This is a genomic window from Collinsella aerofaciens (assembly GCF_015670795.1).
Classification (GTDB): domain Bacteria; phylum Actinomycetota; class Coriobacteriia; order Coriobacteriales; family Coriobacteriaceae; genus Collinsella; species Collinsella aerofaciens_Q.
The window spans coordinates 1-19,498 of the sequence record NZ_JADPCJ010000030.1 but is presented as its reverse complement, the minus strand read 5'-3'; the positions used below and the strand labels follow the sequence as shown (position 1 = coordinate 19,498).

Genomic DNA, 19,498 nt, shown 5'->3' with positions numbered 1-19,498 from the left:
CCCCGCTAGTTTTGAACTGTCCTGCCCTAGCGCGTTGCAATTCAATCAGCTGTTACAGAATCCTGGAAGAAAGGGTCGAACCGAAGTGTCTGGCCGGACGCCAATTGTCCGGGAACTGCTTCGGATTCGACCCTCTTCTACTTTACTTCCATGGCCATGCGGAAGGCTAGTACTCCTTAACCGGATGCTTCTTACCGAAACCACCGTCGATGCCGAAACGGCAGAGCCTGTCGATGGCGCGAAGGTGCTCATCAATGGCGTTGGCGATCTGAGTGTCAACGATGCTGTCATAGTCGTTAAGGCTGCGGACCGCCTCGTCGGCGGCCATGAAGGCCTTGATGGCTTGATTGAACTGAGCCTTAAAGATGTCGAGCGTGTGACCGGGGTTGTCGCGTCGCCGTTTGAGGCTCAGCTGTCCTTGTTGCTTGCGACGCCGCGCGTCGCCGGTGGCGAGGGTCTCAGATCCTTTAGCAACAATGCTCGCATTGTCCTTTCGGGCAAGGCAGCGCGTTTGGCCGGACGCTACAACTGCTATGCAGACTTCCTATTTGAGGAGACGGGTGACAAGAAGCCGCTTGTCGTCGAGTGCCAAGGCAGGCTTGTGCACAGTGGGGCCGATGCCGCAATGTCGGATTCCGATCGCGCCACCGCATTGCAGCAAATGGGTTTCAACGTCATGTTGCTGACGTATCAGCAAATCGCCGATGAGAAGAACTTCGAGATAGTGAAGCGCATGTTGTTTGAGGAGATCGGCTTGGAGTATCGCGAGAAGACGGACGCCAGCTTGATGCGCAGCGCAGTCTTCGTCGCGAGCTCTTTATCGATTGGAACACGCTGGGGCGCTAAAGTTTCCGAGCCTTGCCCTTACCTCTGCTCTTGCGAAACCTTGCAGTGAATATAAGGGGCGTTGCAATAAGCAATAGTTCGAATGCAACAGCGCCGACAATCATCGCCTTGCAGTCGTCGGACAACGGGTTAAGGGCCGCAAGCAGCGAGAAAACGCCGCACTCGAGCTCAAACCAGGCCACCGAGCGAGCACTTGCGAGATACCAAGCATCCTTCTCGTCGCTCTCGAGACCGGCAGGCTGGTTCCAATGCTCTGGACTGACCAGATGGAGAACGAGGGCCAAAAGCGCGATGCAAGCCAGCATGACAATAGGGAGGAGCAACAGCTCGACAGGAGAGCCCCAGCGGTTCGGCTGCATGTCAACGCCGTAGTGGACGGGGACCTTCTCTCCGGTGGGCACTGCTGCGATAGCAAAACCTGTCAGCACGACGCTGCAAGCGCCGGTTAGCCACCCCATCGCTTCTACTATGCGAACATCCTTTGTTATCCATGGCGCTTTTTTGGGCATAACCCCTCCTTCTCAACTGCGGAGGCTCGGTCTGCCATCTCGCGCTCGAGCCGATGTACGACTTCCATTAAATCGCTCATGCTATTCCTTTCCCTCGGGTGTTCTGTCTAATATATCGCCCCGTGCGGACACGATTCTCACCTAAGGAATGGCAATGGTGTGTTCATAAACACGCAGATAGACGACTTAACAGGATTCGATTTACGGGGCGATTGAACCTGTGGTGGTGCGGATGCCCCGACCCGCGGCACGACTTAACCGCCGTTATGTTAGCGACATGTCTAACATAACGGCGGCGCAGGGCGCTCACTCCCTGCGGCAACGCCGATTCCGGGAAGGCACGCCGGGGCTATGCCGACCTGAGTATCCTCTCGGCCTTCTCGATCGCGGCCGAGCGCAGAAACTCCGACTTCCGCATCCCGCACGCGGCGGCCGCCCTCTCGATGAGGTCGGCGCCCGTCTTCGGGCACTTGAAAGACAGGTTGGCGTTGGCCTCCACCTCGGAAAGCCTGGGGCGGCCGACTCGGAGGTTCACCAGGCTCCCCTCCCAGGAGCCGGATTCGTATTCCGCGCACTCGCGCTCGATGTCCTCATCCGTGATAACGGATCCGTTTGCAAGCCTATATTCCATCAGTAACCTCTCCTTCTCGCGTTCTCGATCTCCCTTAGCGTCTTCTTGCTCGGCGGCGTCATGGCGTGGTAGACGAGCCACGCGCCGTCGGCCAGGAGGACACCGACCATCTCGATGTACCGGCCTTGCGGGTCGTAGCCCGTCCGCATCTCGCACTCCCCGGGTATGCGGACGGCCGCGAAGCAGTAGCTCTCCCACGCCGCCTCGACATCACCGTCATCTAGCTCGGGGTGTCGCTCGTGAACTCTCTGGTGTATCCGGACCATGAGCCTCCAATCTTTACGATAATATTCTACTACTATTTGGTAGTAGAATATTATCCGTCCCAACATATTCCATTAGCCGTTCGTCCCAAAACGTATGCTGAACGGCACTTGCAAATCGAGCGGTCGAGACCGTGCAAATCGAGTGTCAAAACCTAGTGCCAAAACCATCCTGTCAAACCTCATGGGAAAATCAAACTACGAGGCAGGAGGCTAAAAAATGACGCGATACGGCTACGCACGCGTAAGTACAAAGGAACAGAAATTAGATCGCCAAATCGAAGCGCTGGTCAATGCCGGCGTACCCTATGGCCATATCTATAAGGACAAAGAAACTGGCGGTCGTGATGGTGACCGCACGCAGCAGAAAAAGTTGTTCAAAAAAATGAAGCGTGGCGATGAAGTAGTCGTCGAGTCTTGGGAGCGTCTATCCAGATCGACCAGGCAGCTGCTCAACTACGACCTGATGTTCCGAAACCTCGGGGTCAAACTGACTTCCTTGAAACAACCCGTTGATCTGGATACCGCGTTCGGCCGTTTCGTCTTAGGAACCCACGCCTGCACAGCCGAACTTGAGCGCGACCTGATCAGGCAGCGTCAAGCTGAGGGAATCGCGATCAAGAGAAGTCATGGCGGCAACGTCGGCGGTCGTCCGCGCGTCGCAGACGTCAAGGTCGATGCGGCCGTGAAGCTCTACCTCGCCTGCGAGACGCCTATCACTGACATCTGCGCCGCCACGGGCATCTCGAAATCGACGTTGTACCGCGTGCTCCGTGAACGCGGATTGGTGGGCGTCAGGAAATGAGCCCGTCCATCGTTTCGCGATCTGTCAATAAGCTCGAGTGCAGCGGCGTTACTATATAAGAGTGCGGTATTTCTCCAACTGAAACCCTGCGTGAACGCATGACCTGAGACGCCTTTTTAGAACTCACCGATCGCAGGATGACTACAAATCAACAGCGGCCGTGCATTGTCCCCAGCCGTATGGCATGGCGAAGCCATGCCCTTTGTTGATTGGAGTGCTGCACCATGGCAGACAATCCGAGCGAGAAGAAAATCAGCGAGACATCCGGCGTGAAGGCCGTCCTCGATGAGGCTGCCGAGCGGATCGAGGCGACATGGCGGGAGAAGCTGCTGCGCGAGACTGCCGACCTCAGGACCGAGAACGCACTGCTCATGGCCCAGGTGGATGAATTCAGCCGCAAGCTCGCCGAGGCGACGGATCGGAATGAAAAGATTGAGGCCGACTGCAATGAGCGGATTGCCTTTATAGAGGAGAAGTTCGAACTCGATACCGCGAACCTCGAACTCGAGAACAACGAGCTCCACGCCGCGAGCGTCAGATATCTCGCTGATGCCCGGGAGCTCGACAGACAGGTCGTCCAACTCCATGCCGAGGCCGTGGCCATGGTCGATGAGATCGAGCGCCTGCGCGGCGAGCGTGACGCCGCATTGAAAACCCAGTCCGAGCTGAACGACGCACTCCTGGCCCAGCGCAACCTGATGGCCGAGGTCGCCGCCCTCAAGGACCGCCTCGCCGCCTCCGAGCAGCGGGCGGCCGTGGCCGAGGCCAAGGTCGAGGTCATGACCCAGAGGGGCGAGTAGGATGTCCACCTCGAAGATGTCGCATCGTACAGCCGTTGCTGTTGGGCTGATCGTCCTTCTTGCCGTAGCGATTGTCTGGACAGTCGTTGACGGCGCTGGAGCCGACTCGACCACTATCGGCGCCGTTCTGGCGCACCAAGATACCGCGTGGGTATCGGTCGGCGTAATTGCCGTTATTGTTGTCGCTGTGCTTGAACTGGTGGGTTGACGGCATACGTGATCAACGAACAAAAGCAATAGATCAGTCAAGTATTCGGTTTGGAGTAAATCATGAAAAGGCGCGTTAGCAAAAACGCCATCAGCCTGGCTCGAACTCTCGGCGTCGCCGGTCTTTTGGCGGTTGCCTTGGTTATGACCCCTGAGTGCAGCCAGGCAGACGATCACCAGACGGCAGTTCAGGTCGCCAATTCTGACAACGCGCAGGAAGAGGGCGCGGTTTACGGCAAGATGGAGTACTCAATCACCGGCGTCGAGGTGCATGATTCCTCGATTAGCGATAGCGGGAAGGTCGCTGTTGTCCGCTGGCACGCCATCAACAATCAATCAGCAGATTCATTCGCCAACGGTTGCTACATCACGGCCTATCAGAATAAGCAGATACTTTCTTCCGGTTTTGCCGACGATTTGCAGGAAAGCGCCTCTTTGCAAGGGCTTGCGCCGGGAGGCGAATGCGACGGTGTGTCGACTTTCGAACTCAATGACATGTCCCCCATCGAAGTGAAGACCGACGGATATGGGACTGAATGGAACTCTCTTGACCAGACCTTTGAATTGGAATAGGCCTCATGCGTAGCATCTAATTTTCTAGAAACCCCCTAGAGCATTTCTAGGGGGTTTCTAGAACTGAGAACCGGGCGCAGCACTTTCGATCGGCACGATGTCTCGATAGACCAGACGGTGCCTGTCGTCACGCCACTCGTCACCGTGGTAGTGCCCGAAGAACCAAGCGCGGTAGTCGAGCCGCCCATCGAGCTCGCCCAGGAAGGTTTGCAGCTGATCCCCACGGTACTCACGTCCGCGCTCCCGGCACAGCTCTCTGGCCAGGGCAGCAGGAGCCTCATGCGTCACCACGTAATCGGCCCTCCAGCCTACGCGGTTGAGCGAGGCGCGGCAGTGGTCCATCTCCTCCTCGCTCGGCATCTCCTCGGGCCACCAGCTCCTCCCCTCCTTGCGATACTGCCTGTCGTTGCTCACGGCGCCGCCCATGGCAAGGACCGTGGTTCCCGCGATGTCGAATACCCCTCCGCGCATGAGGTGCAGCACGTGCGGTCGTACCTCATGGACGAGACCGCCGCTCCACTCCCGCACCGGCAGTTCTGCCAGGGCGTGGTGGTTCTCATGGTTGCCGTCTACGAAACACGTGGTCCAGGGCTTCGACTCGAACCAGTCGAGCCAATACCTCTCAGCATTCGAGCCGTCCCAGACAAAGCCGAAGTCGCCCGCCACGATCACCACGTCATCGCGCGTCAGCGTGCGCCCCGGCGGCCAAGATTTGAAGGCGAATCTGCTGGCCCCATACTCGGCCCTGCCGTGGACATCGCCTGTCACATAGACCGTCATCAGTACGCGCCCCACGGCAGGAGTTTGTCCCCGAGCCTCACGATCCGGTCATACAGCACCGTGTGCCGTTCGTCCGGATTGCCGTCTCGGTGAAAATGTCCGTAATACCAGCGCTTGTAGTCCAGGCGGTCCTCGAGCTCGTCGAGGAATCCGGTCAGCCGGTCCACATCAGGGCGTTCCCAGCCTGGGTCCGGGTAGAGCGTCGGCGAGATCATGCGCGTGGCGCAGGTATGGGTGATGACGCAGTCGACCTTCCAGCCGACCTCGTCGAGCCTTGCCCGCGCGGTATCGAAATCGCGCTTGTCCGGGAGCTCCTGAGGCCACCAGCTGGAATACGGCACGCGGTATTCCCTGTCCACGCTCGTGGCACCGCCCATGGTGAAGATTGTCGAACCGTCGAGCTCAAAGACCTCGCCGCGCGTCAGGCGCCGAATAGACGAAGTATCCGACAGGCGTTGCGTCAGCCCGCCGTGCCACGGCTCCATGGGACGCTCCTCCCAGTGGTCGAAGCGCTCGTGGTTGCCATCCACGAAGAGAACCGTGTAGGGGCGCGACTCGAGCCAAGCGATGTCAGCGCATTCCTCGGCAGAAAAGCCCCACGGAAAGCCAAAGTCACCGGCAACGATGAGATAGTCGTCGCTGGTAAGACTGTCGCCAAGCTCCCAGTCGCGGAGCTTTTGCATGTCGAGCCCACCGTGGATGTCGCCCGTCACATAGACCGTCATCGGATCGCCTCTTCCCTCTTGTACGCCGTCAGCTCGCGCTCGACCTGCCTGTCGCCGGTCTCGTTGACCCACCAGGGCCATTTCACCCGGCCGCACGGCTCGTCGACTCCGGCGAACCATTCCCTCAGCTCGTCGAGGCTCACCGGGGAGTGCCCGTTGGCATCGCAACCGACGTCGTAGCGCAGAAGGCCCTGCTTGCGGTTGAACTCGTTGTACGCGCCGCCGCTGCTGTGGATGTGCCCGTGGAGGTGCCACGATCCATGGCTCATGCCCTGCCAGTCGGCCATGGGGTAATGGCTCAGGACGATCTTCTGCCCGTCGATCTTGAGCACGCAGATCGGCGGCTCCACGGTGAAGGCGCCCGCGACCGCCGGCTGGGTCCAGTCCTTGTCATGGTTTCCCGGGACGAGGTGGATGCGCCTGCAGACGATCCGCTTGCGCAGCCCGTAGGCGTCCTGGGCGGTCATCTTGAATGAGAAATCCCCTAGGATGTAGAGCTCGTCGTCCACGGCAACCTTGCCGTTGATGTTGTCGACGATGGCGTCGTTCATCTGCCAAATCGTCTCCCACGGGCGGTCGGTGAACTTCAGCACGTTCTCATGCCCGAAGTGGGTGTCGCTGGTAAACCAGATCATATTTATTGTCTCCTTCTGTCGCTAAAAAACGTTCTCCTTCGAGGTCAGGAGACGTTTTATGAGCGACATGAGGTGCATATCCCTCATGTTTCAAGCTCCAATCTGCCGGATTTGCCCAACTAAAAGTTTACGCCCACGCGCGAACAGGATTTGATTTTTGAAATATGGACGAATTCCTCGTCAGGAGGGTAAAATGATGCCGACGGCAGCCCAAGTTGTGGTGAGCTGGGCAGAGCCGTTGCTTAGTAGAGTTAGGTCATCGTCTTAGCGACGGTGGCCTTTCTTTTTGGGCTTCGAACCCTGCTTGAGTGCCTTGGAAAGGCCGACAAGGGCCGTGAGGAGCGAGACCATAGCGGTCAGGAGCTTCACGAGCTCGGTGAAATCGGTCATGGGCATCACCTCCCATCAAATGGAGGGCTCTGCCCGGCACGAGGGCTGCCGACAGCAAGGACGATTCTATCAGAGCGGCTGACTCCCGCCCGATATTACCATCCCACCGCGCCTGTGCAAAAAAGAGGGCCGCCAAACAGCGACCCTCCAGCGAAAGTGCACGTTATTTAGATGTGACGTTTATATCAAATTATCTAATTTGATAGTTGCAACGCCATGTTTCTACGGATCCAACCCCAGTAGCTTGAACCTGAGAAAAATATTCACCGTTAGAACCGGTGGCGCGAGTATTAACCCAAGTTGGCGCTAGAGTACTATAGGAATTAGGAAAAGATAGCGACTTGTAATCCCTATATACAATTCGATCTTTCACTTCTCGACCATTCAATAGTCCCGTAAAAGTCCAATATACATTCAAGACCCTTTCGCTGTTCGCACGGCGAGCAGCGGTGCCAGAAGCATATGAGAGATCATTAGATAGAGAAGCAACCGGCTGAACATCGTTTCTCATATTGCAGACAATCCCGTCCGCAAAGCCAGCGGTCGGAAAACACAAACAAACAAAAAGGAAGAAAGAACCTAGAATTGCTTTGAACTTCATGCTATGCATATAAGCCACCCACAATCGAATCAACGCGTTTGGTAGTTGCACTGAAATACTTTCATAAGCCCGTCACCCTTGCACGTGGGGCAAGTATAAACAAAACTTGTTCGACATGTATCCGGATAAATACGGCTGTAGCTATTCTTGAAAGTTAGTCGCTTATAAGTTGGATCCTTTAAGGGAATATTATGCGCAACGTTATTAAAACAATAGAACGAATAATACGTATCAAGGACGTCTTCTTGCATGGCACGCCTTGCTAAAGAGATTTCATCAAACAACGAAACTTCTGCGTAAGACGCGGTGATAGACACATCGTGATTTACTGTCAAACCAAAAGATGGAGTCACAGCCAAAAAAGCTGATAAAAGGACAGTTGATGCTGAAAATAACATTAACTTACGAATAACGGATTTTACTGCCATGACTCCTCCAATCCTATTGGATAAAACTGTTATTATATTAATATATCTGTATCAGCACTCGAAAGGAGTGACCGATGAGCGGTAGAAGAATCGTCTTGAATGTACTTATGGCAGTAGCACTGGTAACGCTCTTGGTCTTCTCCTACTCATACGTGAATCACCCAAGATTTGGATATGCTTTATACGCTGTGTTTTCCGGCGAAACAACTTACAACACTTACAACACTATAGGCTTCATTGACGCAATCTTTTTCTATGTAGTCGGCCCCCTATCAAGCGAACTGGTCGCTTTTGTTGTCTGCTTCAACCTGAATCAACGAAGCCAGACTCATTCAGCGACTTCGGCCAAACAAGGAATAAATCTCTTCGCAATAACGATAGTTCTGCAAATTCTGACAGTGTTGATTATCGCCCTGACCGCAACAAACGTTTTGAAGTATGAGTTCGGATTCATCGCGAGCTGCCTCATGGCAATTGCCGCGGGTATAGCGGTCGCGTATACGACACCGGCAAAGAAGTAGCTCAACTAACAAGGCCTATTTGGAATCCGAATCATCCATGGAGCCGTCGATGCCGATTTTGGTGTCGTCCGTATTGGAATCGTCATCCTTGGGGCTTATAGGACAAAATGTGTGTCTGCTTTAGGGGCATTTGCGCAGGTCGATGCCCCTAAAGCAGACACACATTTTGTCCTATAAGCCCCGATCAATTCATACTCCTCATCCTCGCCGAATTGCGAGTATGGCAGAATCGGCACTGGATGGCAGCGCGCTAGGCCGTGTCCGCGGAGTTACCCCTCCCCTGTTTTTATCGTAACAGCTGATTCCAGGGACGTTTCGCTGTGCCCTTTTCGGCAATTTACTGTGCCCCTTTTGGCAACTTTTGTCTGCTATGGGTTATCTCGACCCATAGCAACAGCCAAAAATAACGACAATCCACTTTTAGGCCGCTAAGGTTTTAGTCACTAATATGCCTAAATCATTCAGAACTGTAACAGTTTAGTTAGAAGTGGTATATACTGTTTTCAACCGAAGGGAGGATCATCGTATGAGCAACACGCCCGTTGCGTCTAACAAAAAGCGGCTCATGATTACGCTGCCGACCGAGCTGACCGAGCAGATGGACATAATGGCTCGTGAACTCGGTCTCACGAAATCTGGGCTCGTTGCGCTTGCGATTCAGAACCTGTTCAATGCGGAGGAGATTCGTCTTCAGCAAAAACAGTAGGACATATATAACGCAAAAAGGACCCTCATTAGCTTGGCGGCTTGGGTCCTTTAAGCGAAGTGTCATCAACTTGTTGGTAATATTCTACCACTTAAAACATGTTGGTGACCTTGGAAAGGTCACTTTATGGACGTAAATGGCGCTCCGCCCAGCGGGGGGAGCACGTTCAAAAATATGATTTCGAAAGAGGACTTCGCCGCCCTTCTTGCCCAGTCAAAACTGGGCGACACGCCGAGCTCGAACTCGAGTCGCGCTGCTGTTTTAAACGCGGAATCATGGCTCAAAGACAGCTCGTCCGGCAGTGGGCGCTTCATCGCGCTCCCCTTGTCGATGATCTTGCTTCGCAAGTCGAAGGCGAAGCTGTCGCTGAACGAACTGCTCGTTCTGGCATATATCCACGGGTTCCAGCGCAGGGACCCATTGAAGGGCTGCCGGTCCAACGCAAAGACAATTGCCGAAGTCCTCGGCATCTCCCCCTCGGCACTCAGCAAGAGGCTCCAAAAGCTCAAGAGCTTCGCCCTCATTGAGAAAGAGGGGCATGGCGAGGAGGTCACCTACAGGGTCGACGAGGCCAGGTGGGCGGAGTTGTGCGGCGTTGAGTTCGTCAACGCCGGGGCCCTTCACGAATGGACTTCGCACGGGACGTTCTGCCGGATCCCATTTTGGACAGTTCGCGACAGCAAACTCTCCGCGCTCGACAAGGTGCTTTTCGGCTACATTTTCTCGTTCTTTTCGGCCAAGGAGCCCAAGCCTTTCCGGGTGTCGACGCAGAACGCCGCCGACCAGCTCGCTGTCAGTAAGAGCAAACTTCGCGCCTCCCTCGAAAAGCTCGTTGGCCTGAGTCTTGTCGTAAAGACGGTCGTCTCGCCGCGCGTTCCGGCTGCGTACGATGTGAACCCGCAGGCGTGCATGGAACGTGGCACCAAGAACCTCTAATCGGGACGGGTGACAGATTGCCCGTCCCTTTTTATTTGCCTCCCCCTGTGCCCCTTTCGGCAATTTCCTGTGCCCTTTTCGGCAATTTTTATCGAATTTAAGAAATCTCTGCTCTATTTTTGTGCCCCTTTCGGCAATTTCCTGTGCCCCTTTCGGCAATTTCTCCCTATTTCAGGCTCTTTTTCGCATTACCTTCTATGCCCCTTTCGGCAATTTCCTGTGCCCCTTTCGGCAATTTCCTGTGCCCTTTTTGACAATGGCAGTTTCCAAAAGGGGCACAAAAAGTTTCCGAAAGGGGCACAAAAACCCGAAAACTGTGCCCTTTTTGACAACCAAAAGTTTCCAAAAAGGGCACCAATAATATCTAAAGAGGTTTTAAGAGAAAGAAAGGGGAAGAGAACTTTTTCTTTGATTTGAGATTTTTATTCACGTCCATGTCAATCACCGTTTAATCGAAAACTGATCCACCCGCAACGTACTTTCCCGGAAATAAATCCGGTACGGCCCTATTGGTCTTAGCGACCAGCGAAACGTTATAGGCAAATCGGACGCTCGCTTTTCACCGGAAAGGAGAGCAATCGACCTGACTGAAATCGCTACGTCCTTGCCAACTCTCAGCGCCGGCGTCGCTTTGCTCCCCGGGCTGACTAACCCACTTAGCTGTAAACACCTGCAATTCAGCAATGGCCGAATCCGTTTTCCGGTTGCCGACATTTGGTCAACTTACCGGCAGGGAGCTACAGAATCGAAAATAAGACGTCCTATCGGTGAGGTTCGACCGTTTTCTCACTGATAGATAAAACGGGTCTTAAATCGGCTCTCAGAGGCCCATACAAAAGAAAACGGACACCTGACGGTGCCCGTGATTCCGATTAGATTTCCTTTTCGGCCAGATAGCGATCGAAAAGCTCCCGAGCGATATCCGATACGGACTTGTCCTCCTCGAGCGCCACTTGCTTCAGACGTTTTCGGTAACTCTCCGGAACGTACACGGACAGCTGAACAAGCCTCTCAGATGCCCCTTCAGCGCCCTTTTTGGGGCGCCCGGCTTTCCGTACCTGATAAGCCGGTTTCTGGGTCTCAGATGCGCTCTCAACGATTTTCTGCTGCCTCTCCTCGGCCTTTTCCGCTGCGACGTCGAAGTATGAGGTCGCCTTTTTGAACTTTGCCATTTACAGCACCTCTTCCAGTTCGTTCAGGATGTTTTCAATTGCCTGGGCGGCCTTGCCGTTCTTGGCGATTTCATACACAGGCTTTCCCAGCGCCGCGCCCTGCTTGAAGGCCGCCGCGGTCGGAACGGTGCCCAGTACGGGCAAGTCATCGGCTTCGAGTAGTTCGAGGAACTGGCGGTCGACCGTCTGGTTGCCGGCGAAGTTGTTGACGATGATGGCGAACGACAGGTCGGGATTGGCTTCGGTGATGACCTTGATCGTTCGTTTCATCGGCTTCAACCCTAGGGTGCCAGGCTGGACCGGGATGATCGCGATGTCGGCGTTTTTCGCGTACACAGCTGTCTCATCGCTCAGGAAACCAGGTGTGTCGATGACGTTCACGGCGTCCTCGTCGTCGAGCAGCCCCTTCTCGTGGTTCGCGCCGCCCTGCGGGTCCAGGTTGCCGAAGCCGACCTTGTGGCCGCGCCGCTCGAGACCCCAGGCGATCTCGTCCGCGAAAGTCGTCTTGCCGACGCCGCCCTTCTGATTGACTAGCAGGATGTTCGTCGCCATGTCCTCCCCTTTCTGAAATAACGTAGTCATATATTAGCATAATAACAAGTGACTACATTAAGTAATTCTAAATCGCAGTTAGAAATATGTGAACATACTAAGTAATTAGCATAGTACTACATCAACGCGGTTACGGCTATGGGTTGGTTTAACCTACAGCCGGGCTAAAGTTGCCAAAAGGGGCACAAAGGACAATACGTTTGCGCAGTGCCGGCACAGCGACCTGGCATCGTATGCACCGGCGGGATCATCGCTGGCCTGCAAGGAGGGCATATCCACGCGCTCATGGTCGCCGGAGGCCTCGTGATGCAGCACGCGCCGGGCGGCGACTGGAAGCGCGTCGATTGGGATGCGCTTGCCGCCTGGCTCGACGGATACGGTTACAAGGTCGCTGATTGCGAGACGGAGACCCTTCCGACCGCCGACGCGGCGAGTGGGAACGCGAGGGTAAAAACGCATCGTCGCTGAACCAGTGAGTCAGTATTCTTTAGTTGGATGATGGATATTGAAATTGATTAGCGAGATAATGCGCATATCTCATAATGTATGCGTTGCACCATGAGAGAGGGGTCTGTCATGAGCTGGAAACCGAGAAAATGCGTTATCGCCGGTCTCGTGACAACCGGTCCTGGCGGCGGCTTGTTTGCAACCGCAATGACATCGTACCGACTTTTCACTTGCATGTTCTGAAAGGCAGTTGCCATGCTGTCGCAAAATCAATCAAGATACTTGACCACAATCGGCTTTGCCCTGCTTGCATTACTCTTTGCTAGCGACCTTTTGCTGAAACCGCCCAAGGAACTCGTTTTGCTTGCCATAGACTGCATTTCCGCCCTTTACTTTACGGCAACCCTATTCGTCGGACTAAAGGAGAGGAAAAAAGGCGCAGTCGCCGCATCCGCCGTATGCTTGATCATAGCCATTGCCTCATTCTTTATCTGACACATTGGTGATCTAGGGGCGATATCGTAGGAATACGACCGGGAGATCCGGGGCCAGATTGCCCGGGTCGCCCGGTCGTATTCCGCCCCGCGCCGCAGACGGCGCTCCGATTGCGCCGAGGCGTGACACGCGTGGGATCTTACCTATTTGTATTACGCGACCGCGAGGTGCCTCTTCTGCATGCGGAACTCCATCAGGTACATGTTGATGATGACCTGATAGGGGACGTCCGTGCGGGCGGCCTCCGCCTTGAAGTAGTCGATATTCTCGCCGTCGGTGTTCACGGTGACGCGGCGGCGCGGTTCGAGCTCTAATACATAAGGTCCCAGCTTGTAATACGTGAGCATATGGCTACATTAACATGGTCATGTATTATCGAGCGTCTGCTGCTCCGGATTCGCCCGCCTGTTATCTTGGGATCGACAGTTTCTTGCGAGGAGGCAGACATGTACCAGAATGTCTTTGGATCCGATGGCCAGATCCATCTTGAGAACCAGGTCGGCTGCCAGCGCTTCGACCTAACGACGGGTGAGGCGAAGACGGTCGTCCCGACCGCTAAGAATATGAGCACCGTCTTCGGCAAGGATGGCGTGGAGACGGAGATTCAGGTGGGGCAGATGCGCCAACTGGGCAAACCAGGATTTGGTTGGCTGTTTAATAAGCGCTAACGGTTGAGTTGCCGCGGTATAACCGCAGCTATAAATATGTGACCATATGACCATGCTAACATGTGCGCACAGTCATATGGTCACAGTTGTAGATCGGTTTAATCTGTGGCCCTTAAGCTGAAGCTGCCTCAACGAACCGTGGCTGACAAGACGAAAAAGGGGAATCCCTTTTGCGGGATTCCCCTTTCCGAGTCGTTATGCGATTTGTCCTACATCTGCTCGCGGCGCTTCTTTTGATCGAGGAAGACGCCGGCTGCCACGAGGACGGTACCGCCGATGACGAACGTCTCGCCGATGAGTCCCGCGCGGTCACCGGTCTGGGCGAGGTTGCCGGGCTGGGCGGTATCCGTGCCGGCGAGGTGCTTCGGGGTGTATGCCGCCTGCTGCTTTGCCGCCTCCTTTGCCTCCTGTCGTGCGATCTCATCGGAAAGCTTCTGCTCCGCTGCGATGCGGTCGGACTTCGCCTGCTCGTAGGCGGCGAGTGCCGCATCATAGCCGGACTGGAGCCCGTCCACCGCGGCCTGCTTCTCGTCCAGGATGGCCTTGGCAGGAGCGACCTTGGCACGTGCCTCGACTGCTGCGGCGAAAAGCGCGTTGAGGGCGTCATCCGCGTTCACATCATGGCCGGAAGCGATCGCCGCGCCGGCATCGATGGAGTTCAGCTTCGACAGCTTGGCGTCTGCCTGCGCCTTCGCCTGCTCGGCGGCGGAGACCAGGGACTCGGCGGCGATGGCATCCGCCTTCGCGGCATCGAGCGCGGCCTTGGTGTCATTGACGGCCTTTACTGCATTCTGCTCGCGCTGCTGTGCCTCTGCGAGCTTCGCGGCAAGGCCGGTGAGGATGTCGAGGTTCGACTGTGCGTCCTCGAGATCGGTCTGGGAGCCAGTGAGCTTGTCGGCGGCAACGCCGGTGTCGACCTTTGCGGCATCGACGGTACGCTGGGCATCCGCGAGGGCGCGTGCGGTGCCGTCCGCCTTTTGCTTGGCGGCTGCGAGGACTGCCGCCTTCTCGGCCTGGCCGGCTGCCGCCGCGTCGTGGACGCTCTTTGCGGTATCGACCGCCTTCTTGGCGTCGGCGACGTCCTGGAAGAACTTCGCGAGATCGGCGTTCGCATCGGCAACGCTCTGCTGCTTGGCAGAGGTGTCGGCCTTTGCGGCATCCAACTTAGATTGTACGGTCGTTACGGCTGCGTTGGCAGCATCAAAAGCAACCTGCTTCTGTTGTACGGTCGACTTTGCCGTATCGACTGCCGCGTTGGCGGCATCGAGGTCCGATTTCGCCGCATCAAGCTCGGTCTGGGCAACCGTGACGCCCTGCTGCTTGGCGGCGACATCAGCCTTGGTGGCATCGACGGCACGCTGGGCATCGGCAACACCCTGCTTTGCGGCATCGACACCTGCCTGTGCGGAATCCACCGCGACCTGCTTCTGCTGGACGGTTGTGGCGGCGCCGGCGGCTGCCTGCTTCTTGGATGTGAGATCAGCCTTGGCTGCGTCGAGTGCGCTCTTGGCGTTCTTGAGGCCGTTGATATAGGAGGTCAGCTTCTGCTCGTACTCGTCGACGGAGATGGGGTTCGTGTTCCAACCGGAGCCGGACCAGCCGGAGATCTCTGCGGTGTAGCACTGCGTCTGAAGCCCGGACATGGTGCCCTTGGTGCAGGTTGCCATTCCCATAACGGCGAGTTCGGGATTGATGATGTTCATGTAATGGCCGACGGTGCCGCTACTGCCGTTCTCCCAGTGGCAGTTGTCTGCAATCCAATGGTTGATTGCGACACCGTTCTTTGCATAGAAATCATAGGCATCCTTGCCGACAAGACCGGTGACTCCATAAAGGGCCTCCGTTGCCTTGTCGAAAAAGCCCTTCTCCTGCTCGATCCACTGCCCACTCGGATCGATTCCGTAATTCCATGCCAGATTTTCGGCAAAATCATATTGACGGGCATGATCGAGCACGGTGTCGCTGTAGTTGGCATCTGCGATCGCACCGGCGATGAGCTTGTAGGTGACATGGAGCTCGGACAGGCCGACCGACTTGCGGTAGTCGTTGACGGACTTCATCCACCTGATCGCATTGAGCATATTGTCAAGGGACGTGGCGTCCTTGGAGTTGCCGACTTCGGTCTTTCCGGCATATTTGGCGTTCAGGATGATGTTGACTGCGTCATCGGCACCCATGGACTTGAAGAAGCCGATAGCTCCCTGCTTGAGTTGCGCGTCGGCAGAATCGAGTTTCGCCTGTGCCTCGTCGACCTTCTGCTGGGCGGCGGTCACGGCCGCGTCAGCGGTATCCTTTGCGGTCTTGGCGTTCGCAAGCTCTTCGTCGGCGGCTGCCTTGGCGGACTCGGCGTCCTTGACAGCCTGCTTCGCTGCATCCAGCTTGGCGACGGCGTCGGCATTCGCCTGCTTGGCCGCATCGAGGCCGGCGTTCGCGGCATCGAGAGCGGACTGGGCGGCGTTCACACCGGATTCGGCATCGGCCGCGGCCTGCTGCTTCGCGGAGAGGGGCGCCTGGGCATCATTCAGCTCGGTCTGTGCCGTTGCTGCAGCGGACTGCGCCTGCTCGAGCTCGGACTCGCACTGGGACTGCACCGCTCGTGCGGCAGCGAGGGCTGCCTCTGCGTCCGCGACCTTCTGTTTTGCCGCATCGTACTCCGGACCGCTGGCGCCTGCCTCCGCTGCGGCGAGGTCTGCTTTCGCCTGCTCATAGGCGGCGCTGGCTGCTGCGGCCTTCGCATCCGCCGCGTCCTTGTTCTGCTTGGCTGCGACAAGGACGGCATCGGCGGAATCCTTTGCAGACTGGGCCGCAACCAGCTTGGACTGGGCATCGGCAAGCGTCGCGTTGGCGTTGTCCAGTTCGGCCTGTGCCCTTTCCACGGCAGCCTGGGCGTCGCGCACGGCCTGTTCGGCGGCACTGATTGCCTCCGGGGTGGCGCTTACGGCATCTGCCTTGGCCTTATCGAGGGCATCCTTGGCATCCTGGGCCGCCTTGAGGGCGGACTGGTACGCCTCGTCCTTCTCGGACGCATCCGCCTTGGCGTCTGCGAGACCCGCCTTCGCCTGCTCGAGGTCCTTGCCGGCAGCATCGGCGGCGTCCTTGCCCTCTGCGACCTGACGGGCGTACTCGTCCATTGCCGCTCGGTCGGCTGCCGTGCCGGCGCTGACTGCCGAATCGTAGGATGCCTTGGCCTGGTCGCGGGCGGAAGCCGCCTCGTTGTAGGGACCGGCGGCCTCATCGTAGGATGCCTTGGCGGCGTCCTCCTTCGCCTTCGCCTCGTCGACTGCCTTCTGCAGGTCCGCGATGGTCTGTGCGGCGGATTTCGCGCCGGTACCGGATGCCGCGCCGGCGTGAGCGGCAATCGGCGACATCACGGCTGGGTGCTGCGTGCCCCCGTCACCGGTCTGGGCGAATGCCGTGAACGGTGAGATGAGGCTCGATCCGGTCATGGCGGCCATGGTCGCCGCGGTGACGGTCAGACGCGCGATCCCCTTCGGAGTGTGAATCTTTTTGTTTGGCAGTGCGGCGAAGTGATCGCCACCGGCAGCGAAGTGCTTTCCCTGGGTCATTGTGCTGTTCCATTCCTTTTCCGTGCCCTATCCGACTGGGCATCAGAGCGCTTTCCAATAGAGATAATTATGCGCCTTAACTGGGATTATTGTATATAGTCCGTTGGCTTTTATACAACAATCCATGACTCTTTTTGTCATGGATACGACGCTTCAGAAATCATTCGGCATGAGATGCAAAGAGCTCCGCGCTGGACTCGGGTGCAGTCAGGAGCAGTTCGCCAATTTGATTGAAATGGATCGTTCCTACTACGCGAGCATTGAAGTGGGTCGGCGTAATGTCAGCCTCTCAAATCTCAAGAAGATTGCCGACGGATTTCAAATCAGCATTGCTGAACTCATGAGAGGCGTCAGCTAAATTTATCCGTCTCATAGTTCACAGTGGGTCTCGTTGATTAGTGCCTTAAGAAAATGGAAATCGTCCCAACGAGCTATCGTCAATCGTCCCAATAAATTACCGTTAATCGTCCCAATAAGTAATCGTTATTTGTCCCAACGACGCAGATAGACGCTATAATTTCAAATGAATGATTGGAGGGAAAGCCGATGGATCGGTATATAGGACGTTGTGTTGACTGCTTGGTCGAGCGCGACCTTGGCATTTTTGGTGCAGTGCTCATTCAGGGGCCGAAATGGTGTGGAAAGACAACGACAGCTCAGAGATTTGCCGAGTCATCGTTATCTCTCTCCGACCCATCTGGCGGTTTTGCGGCCCTCCAGCTCGCTCGTCTCGATCCGGCCCAAGCAATTGTCGGACCGACCCCGAGGCTTGTCGACGAATGGCAGGAAGAACCGAAGCTATGGGATGCCGTGCGATTCGAATGCGATGTCAGGGGAGGGGAGCCAGGACAGTTCATTCTCACCGGATCTGCGACGCCGCGAGCCGAGAACCAGCCGATGCACAGCGGTGTGGGTCGAATCGCCCGTTTGCGGATGGATACCATGACGCTTTTCGAGCTCGGTATTTCGTCGGGAGCGGTCTCGCTTGGTGCGCTGCTCGATGGCGATTCCGTTGCGGCGTCACTCGGATCCATCGCCGGTATCGCCGGTATCGCGGATTTGCTCTGCCGCGGCGGTTGGCCCCAAGCGGTCGGTAAGACAACTGCCGACGCAATGCGGATAGCCGCCGCCTATATTGACGGTGTTTGCGAGTCTGACGTTTCGAGGGCGGATGGAGTGAAACGCGACCCGGTTAAGGTAAGGGCCTTGCTCTCGTCGCTTGCACGCAATGAATCGACTCTTGCCGGCATGAGGTCCATCGAAAGGGATTTGGGCGTTGACGTCTCAAAGAATACGATTACCGGCTACATGGACGCGCTGCGCCGTATCAATATCGTCGACGATGTCCCCGCGTGGCATCCGGCTCTCAGGTCGCCGGTGAAGTTGCGGCAGGGCGCGAAGCGGCACCTTGCGGACTCATCGCTCGCCGTCGCCCTCATCGGTGCGGACCCGGAGTCGTTGTCATCCGATCCGAAGACCCTTGGCTTGCTCTTCGAATCCCTTGTGCTGCACGATCTCAAGGTTTACGCGGCGGCCAGCGATGCGACCGTATCTCACTACCACGACGCTGACGACCTAGAGGTCGACGCGATTGTCCATCGCCGTGACGGCTCGTGGGTTGCCGTTGAGGTTAAGCTCGGGAGCCCCCAAGTCCCAGAGGCAGTGGAAAATCTGCTTCGACTTGAGCGAAAGCTGGTCGATCGCGGGGAGAGGCCGCCTGCGGCGAAACTCATCGTCATCGGGTTTGGTATGCCGGCTCACGTAACTGGCGAAGGCATCGTTGTCGCTCCGGTCGATACGCTCGGAATCTAAAGCTATTTGCATTTCCAGAAATCATCTAGAAGGTGCCTGGAGGATTTCTGGAAACAACCGGTATTTTGATCTGGGCTAAGAAAGGTTGCGGGTCCAGATTCCGTGCTGCGTGGAGCCGGTGATCTTGTATCCGTGGCGGTCGATTCACGCCGCAAGCCTGTCCCAGTCGATGCGTTTCCAGTTGCCGCACGGCGCGTGGTTCACGATGAGCCCGCCGGCGACCATGAGCGCGTGGTTGCGTGCCTTGCGCGCCTCGCGCGCGAGCGCCCTCTTCTTGTCCGAAATCTGGACCTCGGCCTGCTTCTTCTTGCATTGAAGCCTGAACCAGGTTCAGTTGACATGGTTAAAAACGAGGGGCGACGCTTTTGCGTCGCCCCTCGTCCCGGCCGGGTTGCTTTAGTTGTACACACGGTAGTTACACTTGAACTGG

General features: G+C 56.5%; 24 protein-coding genes. 12 read left to right on the top strand and 12 right to left on the bottom strand.

The features are described 5' to 3' along the window. Positions 1 to 184: 184 nt before the first annotated feature. Entirely contained in the window at positions 185 to 895 is a 711-nt protein-coding gene (locus tag I4W09_RS08830; RefSeq protein ID WP_196033720.1) for a hypothetical protein, read from the top strand. Here I4W09_RS08830 and I4W09_RS08825 read toward each other — a convergent pair. From I4W09_RS08825 to I4W09_RS08815, 3 genes are all read right to left on the bottom strand, one after another. After that, positions 843 to 1,355, bottom strand: a complete 513-nt coding sequence (locus I4W09_RS08825) for a DUF1648 domain-containing protein (protein WP_196033717.1) — start codon at positions 1,353 to 1,355, stop codon at positions 843 to 845. The two genes, I4W09_RS08830 and I4W09_RS08825, sit on opposite strands and share 53 nt — an antisense overlap. Before the next feature lie 349 nt (positions 1,356 to 1,704). Then, positions 1,705 to 1,986 (bottom strand): type II toxin -antitoxin system TacA 1-like antitoxin, encoded by a 282-nt coding sequence (locus tag I4W09_RS08820; protein WP_196033714.1) that lies wholly within the window; start codon positions 1,984 to 1,986, stop codon positions 1,705 to 1,707. After that, positions 1,986 to 2,252 (bottom strand): hypothetical protein, encoded by a 267-nt coding sequence (locus I4W09_RS08815; protein WP_196033711.1) that lies wholly within the window; start codon positions 2,250 to 2,252, stop codon positions 1,986 to 1,988. Before I4W09_RS08815 ends, I4W09_RS08820 begins: the two co-directional genes overlap by 1 nt. 217 nt (positions 2,253 to 2,469) lie before the next feature. Here I4W09_RS08815 and I4W09_RS08810 point away from each other — a divergent pair, with 217 nt between their 5' ends. The 4 genes from I4W09_RS08810 (at position 2,470) to I4W09_RS08795 (ending at position 4,634) form a co-directional block, all read left to right on the top strand. Then, on the top strand, positions 2,470 to 3,054 hold the full coding sequence (locus tag I4W09_RS08810) for a recombinase family protein (protein ID WP_196033708.1): 585 nt from the start codon (positions 2,470 to 2,472) through the stop codon (positions 3,052 to 3,054). Between the two features lie 224 nt (positions 3,055 to 3,278). After that, entirely contained in the window at positions 3,279 to 3,854 is a 576-nt protein-coding gene (locus I4W09_RS08805; RefSeq protein ID WP_196033705.1) for a hypothetical protein, read from the top strand. A 1-nt stretch (position 3,855) separates the two neighbouring features. After that, positions 3,856 to 4,062 (top strand): hypothetical protein, encoded by a 207-nt coding sequence (locus I4W09_RS08800; RefSeq protein ID WP_230318749.1) that lies wholly within the window; start codon positions 3,856 to 3,858, stop codon positions 4,060 to 4,062. 62 nt (positions 4,063 to 4,124) lie between these two features. Further along, the gene (locus tag I4W09_RS08795; RefSeq protein ID WP_196033699.1) at positions 4,125 to 4,634 is read left to right on the top strand and encodes a DUF5067 domain-containing protein; all 510 of its coding nucleotides are present in this window, start codon (positions 4,125 to 4,127) and stop codon (positions 4,632 to 4,634) included. A gap of 57 nt (positions 4,635 to 4,691) precedes the next feature. Here I4W09_RS08795 and I4W09_RS08790 read toward each other — a convergent pair whose 3' ends face one another. The 5 genes from I4W09_RS08790 to I4W09_RS08770 all read right to left on the bottom strand — a co-directional run bounded on the left by I4W09_RS08790 (position 4,692) and on the right by I4W09_RS08770 (position 8,193). After that, on the bottom strand, positions 4,692 to 5,414 hold the full coding sequence (locus tag I4W09_RS08790; RefSeq protein ID WP_196033696.1) for a metallophosphoesterase family protein: 723 nt from the start codon (positions 5,412 to 5,414) through the stop codon (positions 4,692 to 4,694). Beyond that, on the bottom strand, positions 5,414 to 6,139 hold the full coding sequence (locus I4W09_RS08785; RefSeq protein ID WP_196033693.1) for a metallophosphoesterase: 726 nt from the start codon (positions 6,137 to 6,139) through the stop codon (positions 5,414 to 5,416). The genes I4W09_RS08790 and I4W09_RS08785 overlap by 1 nt, the downstream gene beginning before the upstream one ends. Beyond that, positions 6,136 to 6,774: a hypothetical protein gene (locus I4W09_RS08780; protein ID WP_196033690.1), complete on the bottom strand. Its 639-nt coding sequence runs from the start codon at positions 6,772 to 6,774 to the stop codon at positions 6,136 to 6,138. Before I4W09_RS08780 ends, I4W09_RS08785 begins: the two co-directional genes overlap by 4 nt. Before the next feature lie 264 nt (positions 6,775 to 7,038). Beyond that, positions 7,039 to 7,164 (bottom strand): hypothetical protein, encoded by a 126-nt coding sequence (locus tag I4W09_RS10570; protein WP_255413117.1) that lies wholly within the window; start codon positions 7,162 to 7,164, stop codon positions 7,039 to 7,041. Between the two features lie 630 nt (positions 7,165 to 7,794). Next, the gene (locus I4W09_RS08770; protein WP_195536025.1) at positions 7,795 to 8,193 is read right to left on the bottom strand and encodes a hypothetical protein; all 399 of its coding nucleotides are present in this window, start codon (positions 8,191 to 8,193) and stop codon (positions 7,795 to 7,797) included. Between the two features lie 74 nt (positions 8,194 to 8,267). Here I4W09_RS08770 and I4W09_RS08765 point away from each other — a divergent pair, with 74 nt between their 5' ends. The 3 genes from I4W09_RS08765 (at position 8,268) to I4W09_RS08755 (ending at position 10,356) form a co-directional block, all read left to right on the top strand. Continuing rightward, entirely contained in the window at positions 8,268 to 8,714 is a 447-nt protein-coding gene (locus I4W09_RS08765) for a hypothetical protein (protein ID WP_196033685.1), read from the top strand. A gap of 526 nt (positions 8,715 to 9,240) precedes the next feature. After that, positions 9,241 to 9,420 carry a ribbon-helix-helix domain-containing protein gene (locus I4W09_RS08760; protein WP_196033683.1) on the top strand — a complete coding sequence of 60 codons (180 nt, stop codon included), beginning with the start codon at positions 9,241 to 9,243 and terminating at the stop codon, positions 9,418 to 9,420. Between the two features lie 126 nt (positions 9,421 to 9,546). Beyond that, positions 9,547 to 10,356, top strand: coding sequence for a hypothetical protein (locus I4W09_RS08755; protein WP_230318748.1), 810 nt, complete (start codon positions 9,547 to 9,549; stop codon positions 10,354 to 10,356). Between the two features lie 872 nt (positions 10,357 to 11,228). On the opposite strand, the gene I4W09_RS08750 is transcribed toward I4W09_RS08755, so the two are convergent. Next, positions 11,229 to 11,528 carry a ribbon-helix-helix protein, CopG family gene (locus I4W09_RS08750; RefSeq protein WP_196033679.1) on the bottom strand — a complete coding sequence of 100 codons (300 nt, stop codon included), beginning with the start codon at positions 11,526 to 11,528 and terminating at the stop codon, positions 11,229 to 11,231. Next, a complete protein-coding gene (locus tag I4W09_RS08745) occupies positions 11,529 to 12,080 on the bottom strand; it encodes a nucleotide-binding protein (RefSeq protein WP_196033677.1) in 552 nt (183 codons plus the stop codon). Positions 12,081 to 12,782: 702 nt separating this feature from the next. Between I4W09_RS08745 and I4W09_RS08735 the strand changes: the two genes are divergently transcribed. Continuing rightward, positions 12,783 to 13,022 (top strand): hypothetical protein, encoded by a 240-nt coding sequence (locus I4W09_RS08735; RefSeq protein WP_196033671.1) that lies wholly within the window; start codon positions 12,783 to 12,785, stop codon positions 13,020 to 13,022. Positions 13,023 to 13,174: 152 nt separating this feature from the next. Here the strand turns inward: I4W09_RS08735 and I4W09_RS08730 are convergent, their stop codons facing one another. After that, positions 13,175 to 13,369, bottom strand: coding sequence for an antitoxin (locus I4W09_RS08730; protein WP_196033668.1), 195 nt, complete (start codon positions 13,367 to 13,369; stop codon positions 13,175 to 13,177). A 99-nt stretch (positions 13,370 to 13,468) separates the two neighbouring features. Between I4W09_RS08730 and I4W09_RS08725 the strand changes: the two genes are divergently transcribed. Further along, the gene (locus I4W09_RS08725) at positions 13,469 to 13,690 is read left to right on the top strand and encodes a hypothetical protein (RefSeq protein ID WP_196033665.1); all 222 of its coding nucleotides are present in this window, start codon (positions 13,469 to 13,471) and stop codon (positions 13,688 to 13,690) included. 209 nt (positions 13,691 to 13,899) lie between these two features. Here the strand turns inward: I4W09_RS08725 and I4W09_RS08720 are convergent, their stop codons facing one another. Next, positions 13,900 to 17,256, bottom strand: coding sequence for a hypothetical protein (locus I4W09_RS08720; protein WP_196033662.1), 3,357 nt, complete (start codon positions 17,254 to 17,256; stop codon positions 13,900 to 13,902). Between the two features lie 124 nt (positions 17,257 to 17,380). Between I4W09_RS08720 and I4W09_RS08715 the strand changes: the two genes are divergently transcribed. Continuing rightward, complete coding sequence (locus I4W09_RS08715; RefSeq protein ID WP_196033659.1) at positions 17,381 to 17,614, top strand: helix-turn-helix domain-containing protein; 234 nt, start codon at positions 17,381 to 17,383, stop codon at positions 17,612 to 17,614. A 188-nt stretch (positions 17,615 to 17,802) separates the two neighbouring features. Then, entirely contained in the window at positions 17,803 to 19,068 is a 1,266-nt protein-coding gene (locus I4W09_RS08710; protein ID WP_230318747.1) for an ATP-binding protein, read from the top strand. Positions 19,069 to 19,498: the final 430 nt, after the last annotated feature.

What these genes read in the sequence shown, in the direction of transcription:
- I4W09_RS08745 (WP_196033677.1), bottom strand. Translation starts at nt 12,080, where the DNA reads ATGGCGACGAACATCCTGCTAGTCAATCAGAAGGGCGGCGTCGGCAAG.
- I4W09_RS08785 (WP_196033693.1), bottom strand. Translation starts at nt 6,139, where the DNA reads ATGACGGTCTATGTGACGGGCGACATCCACGGTGGGCTCGACATGCAA.
- I4W09_RS08815 (WP_196033711.1), bottom strand. Translation starts at nt 2,252, where the DNA reads ATGGTCCGGATACACCAGAGAGTTCACGAGCGACACCCCGAGCTAGAT.
- I4W09_RS08820 (WP_196033714.1), bottom strand. Translation starts at nt 1,986, where the DNA reads ATGGAATATAGGCTTGCAAACGGATCCGTTATCACGGATGAGGACATC.
- I4W09_RS08765 (WP_196033685.1), top strand. Translation starts at nt 8,268, where the DNA reads ATGAGCGGTAGAAGAATCGTCTTGAATGTACTTATGGCAGTAGCACTG.
- I4W09_RS08725 (WP_196033665.1), top strand. Translation starts at nt 13,469, where the DNA reads ATGTACCAGAATGTCTTTGGATCCGATGGCCAGATCCATCTTGAGAAC.
- I4W09_RS08805 (WP_196033705.1), top strand. Translation starts at nt 3,279, where the DNA reads ATGGCAGACAATCCGAGCGAGAAGAAAATCAGCGAGACATCCGGCGTG.
- I4W09_RS08770 (WP_195536025.1), bottom strand. Translation starts at nt 8,193, where the DNA reads ATGGCAGTAAAATCCGTTATTCGTAAGTTAATGTTATTTTCAGCATCA.
- I4W09_RS08715 (WP_196033659.1), top strand. Translation starts at nt 17,381, where the DNA reads ATGACTCTTTTTGTCATGGATACGACGCTTCAGAAATCATTCGGCATG.
- I4W09_RS08810 (WP_196033708.1), top strand. Translation starts at nt 2,470, where the DNA reads ATGACGCGATACGGCTACGCACGCGTAAGTACAAAGGAACAGAAATTA.
- I4W09_RS08795 (WP_196033699.1), top strand. Translation starts at nt 4,125, where the DNA reads ATGAAAAGGCGCGTTAGCAAAAACGCCATCAGCCTGGCTCGAACTCTC.
- I4W09_RS08800 (WP_230318749.1), top strand. Translation starts at nt 3,856, where the DNA reads ATGTCCACCTCGAAGATGTCGCATCGTACAGCCGTTGCTGTTGGGCTG.
- I4W09_RS08720 (WP_196033662.1), bottom strand. Translation starts at nt 17,256, where the DNA reads ATGACCCAGGGAAAGCACTTCGCTGCCGGTGGCGATCACTTCGCCGCA.
- I4W09_RS08755 (WP_230318748.1), top strand. Translation starts at nt 9,547, where the DNA reads ATGGACGTAAATGGCGCTCCGCCCAGCGGGGGGAGCACGTTCAAAAAT.
- I4W09_RS08780 (WP_196033690.1), bottom strand. Translation starts at nt 6,774, where the DNA reads ATGATCTGGTTTACCAGCGACACCCACTTCGGGCATGAGAACGTGCTG.
- I4W09_RS08830 (WP_196033720.1), top strand. Translation starts at nt 185, where the DNA reads ATGCTTCTTACCGAAACCACCGTCGATGCCGAAACGGCAGAGCCTGTC.
- I4W09_RS10570 (WP_255413117.1), bottom strand. Translation starts at nt 7,164, where the DNA reads ATGACCGATTTCACCGAGCTCGTGAAGCTCCTGACCGCTATGGTCTCG.
- I4W09_RS08760 (WP_196033683.1), top strand. Translation starts at nt 9,241, where the DNA reads ATGAGCAACACGCCCGTTGCGTCTAACAAAAAGCGGCTCATGATTACG.
- I4W09_RS08825 (WP_196033717.1), bottom strand. Translation starts at nt 1,355, where the DNA reads ATGCCCAAAAAAGCGCCATGGATAACAAAGGATGTTCGCATAGTAGAA.
- I4W09_RS08790 (WP_196033696.1), bottom strand. Translation starts at nt 5,414, where the DNA reads ATGACGGTCTATGTGACAGGCGATGTCCACGGCAGGGCCGAGTATGGG.
- I4W09_RS08710 (WP_230318747.1), top strand. Translation starts at nt 17,803, where the DNA reads ATGGATCGGTATATAGGACGTTGTGTTGACTGCTTGGTCGAGCGCGAC.
- I4W09_RS08730 (WP_196033668.1), bottom strand. Translation starts at nt 13,369, where the DNA reads ATGCTCACGTATTACAAGCTGGGACCTTATGTATTAGAGCTCGAACCG.
- I4W09_RS08735 (WP_196033671.1), top strand. Translation starts at nt 12,783, where the DNA reads ATGCTGTCGCAAAATCAATCAAGATACTTGACCACAATCGGCTTTGCC.
- I4W09_RS08750 (WP_196033679.1), bottom strand. Translation starts at nt 11,528, where the DNA reads ATGGCAAAGTTCAAAAAGGCGACCTCATACTTCGACGTCGCAGCGGAA.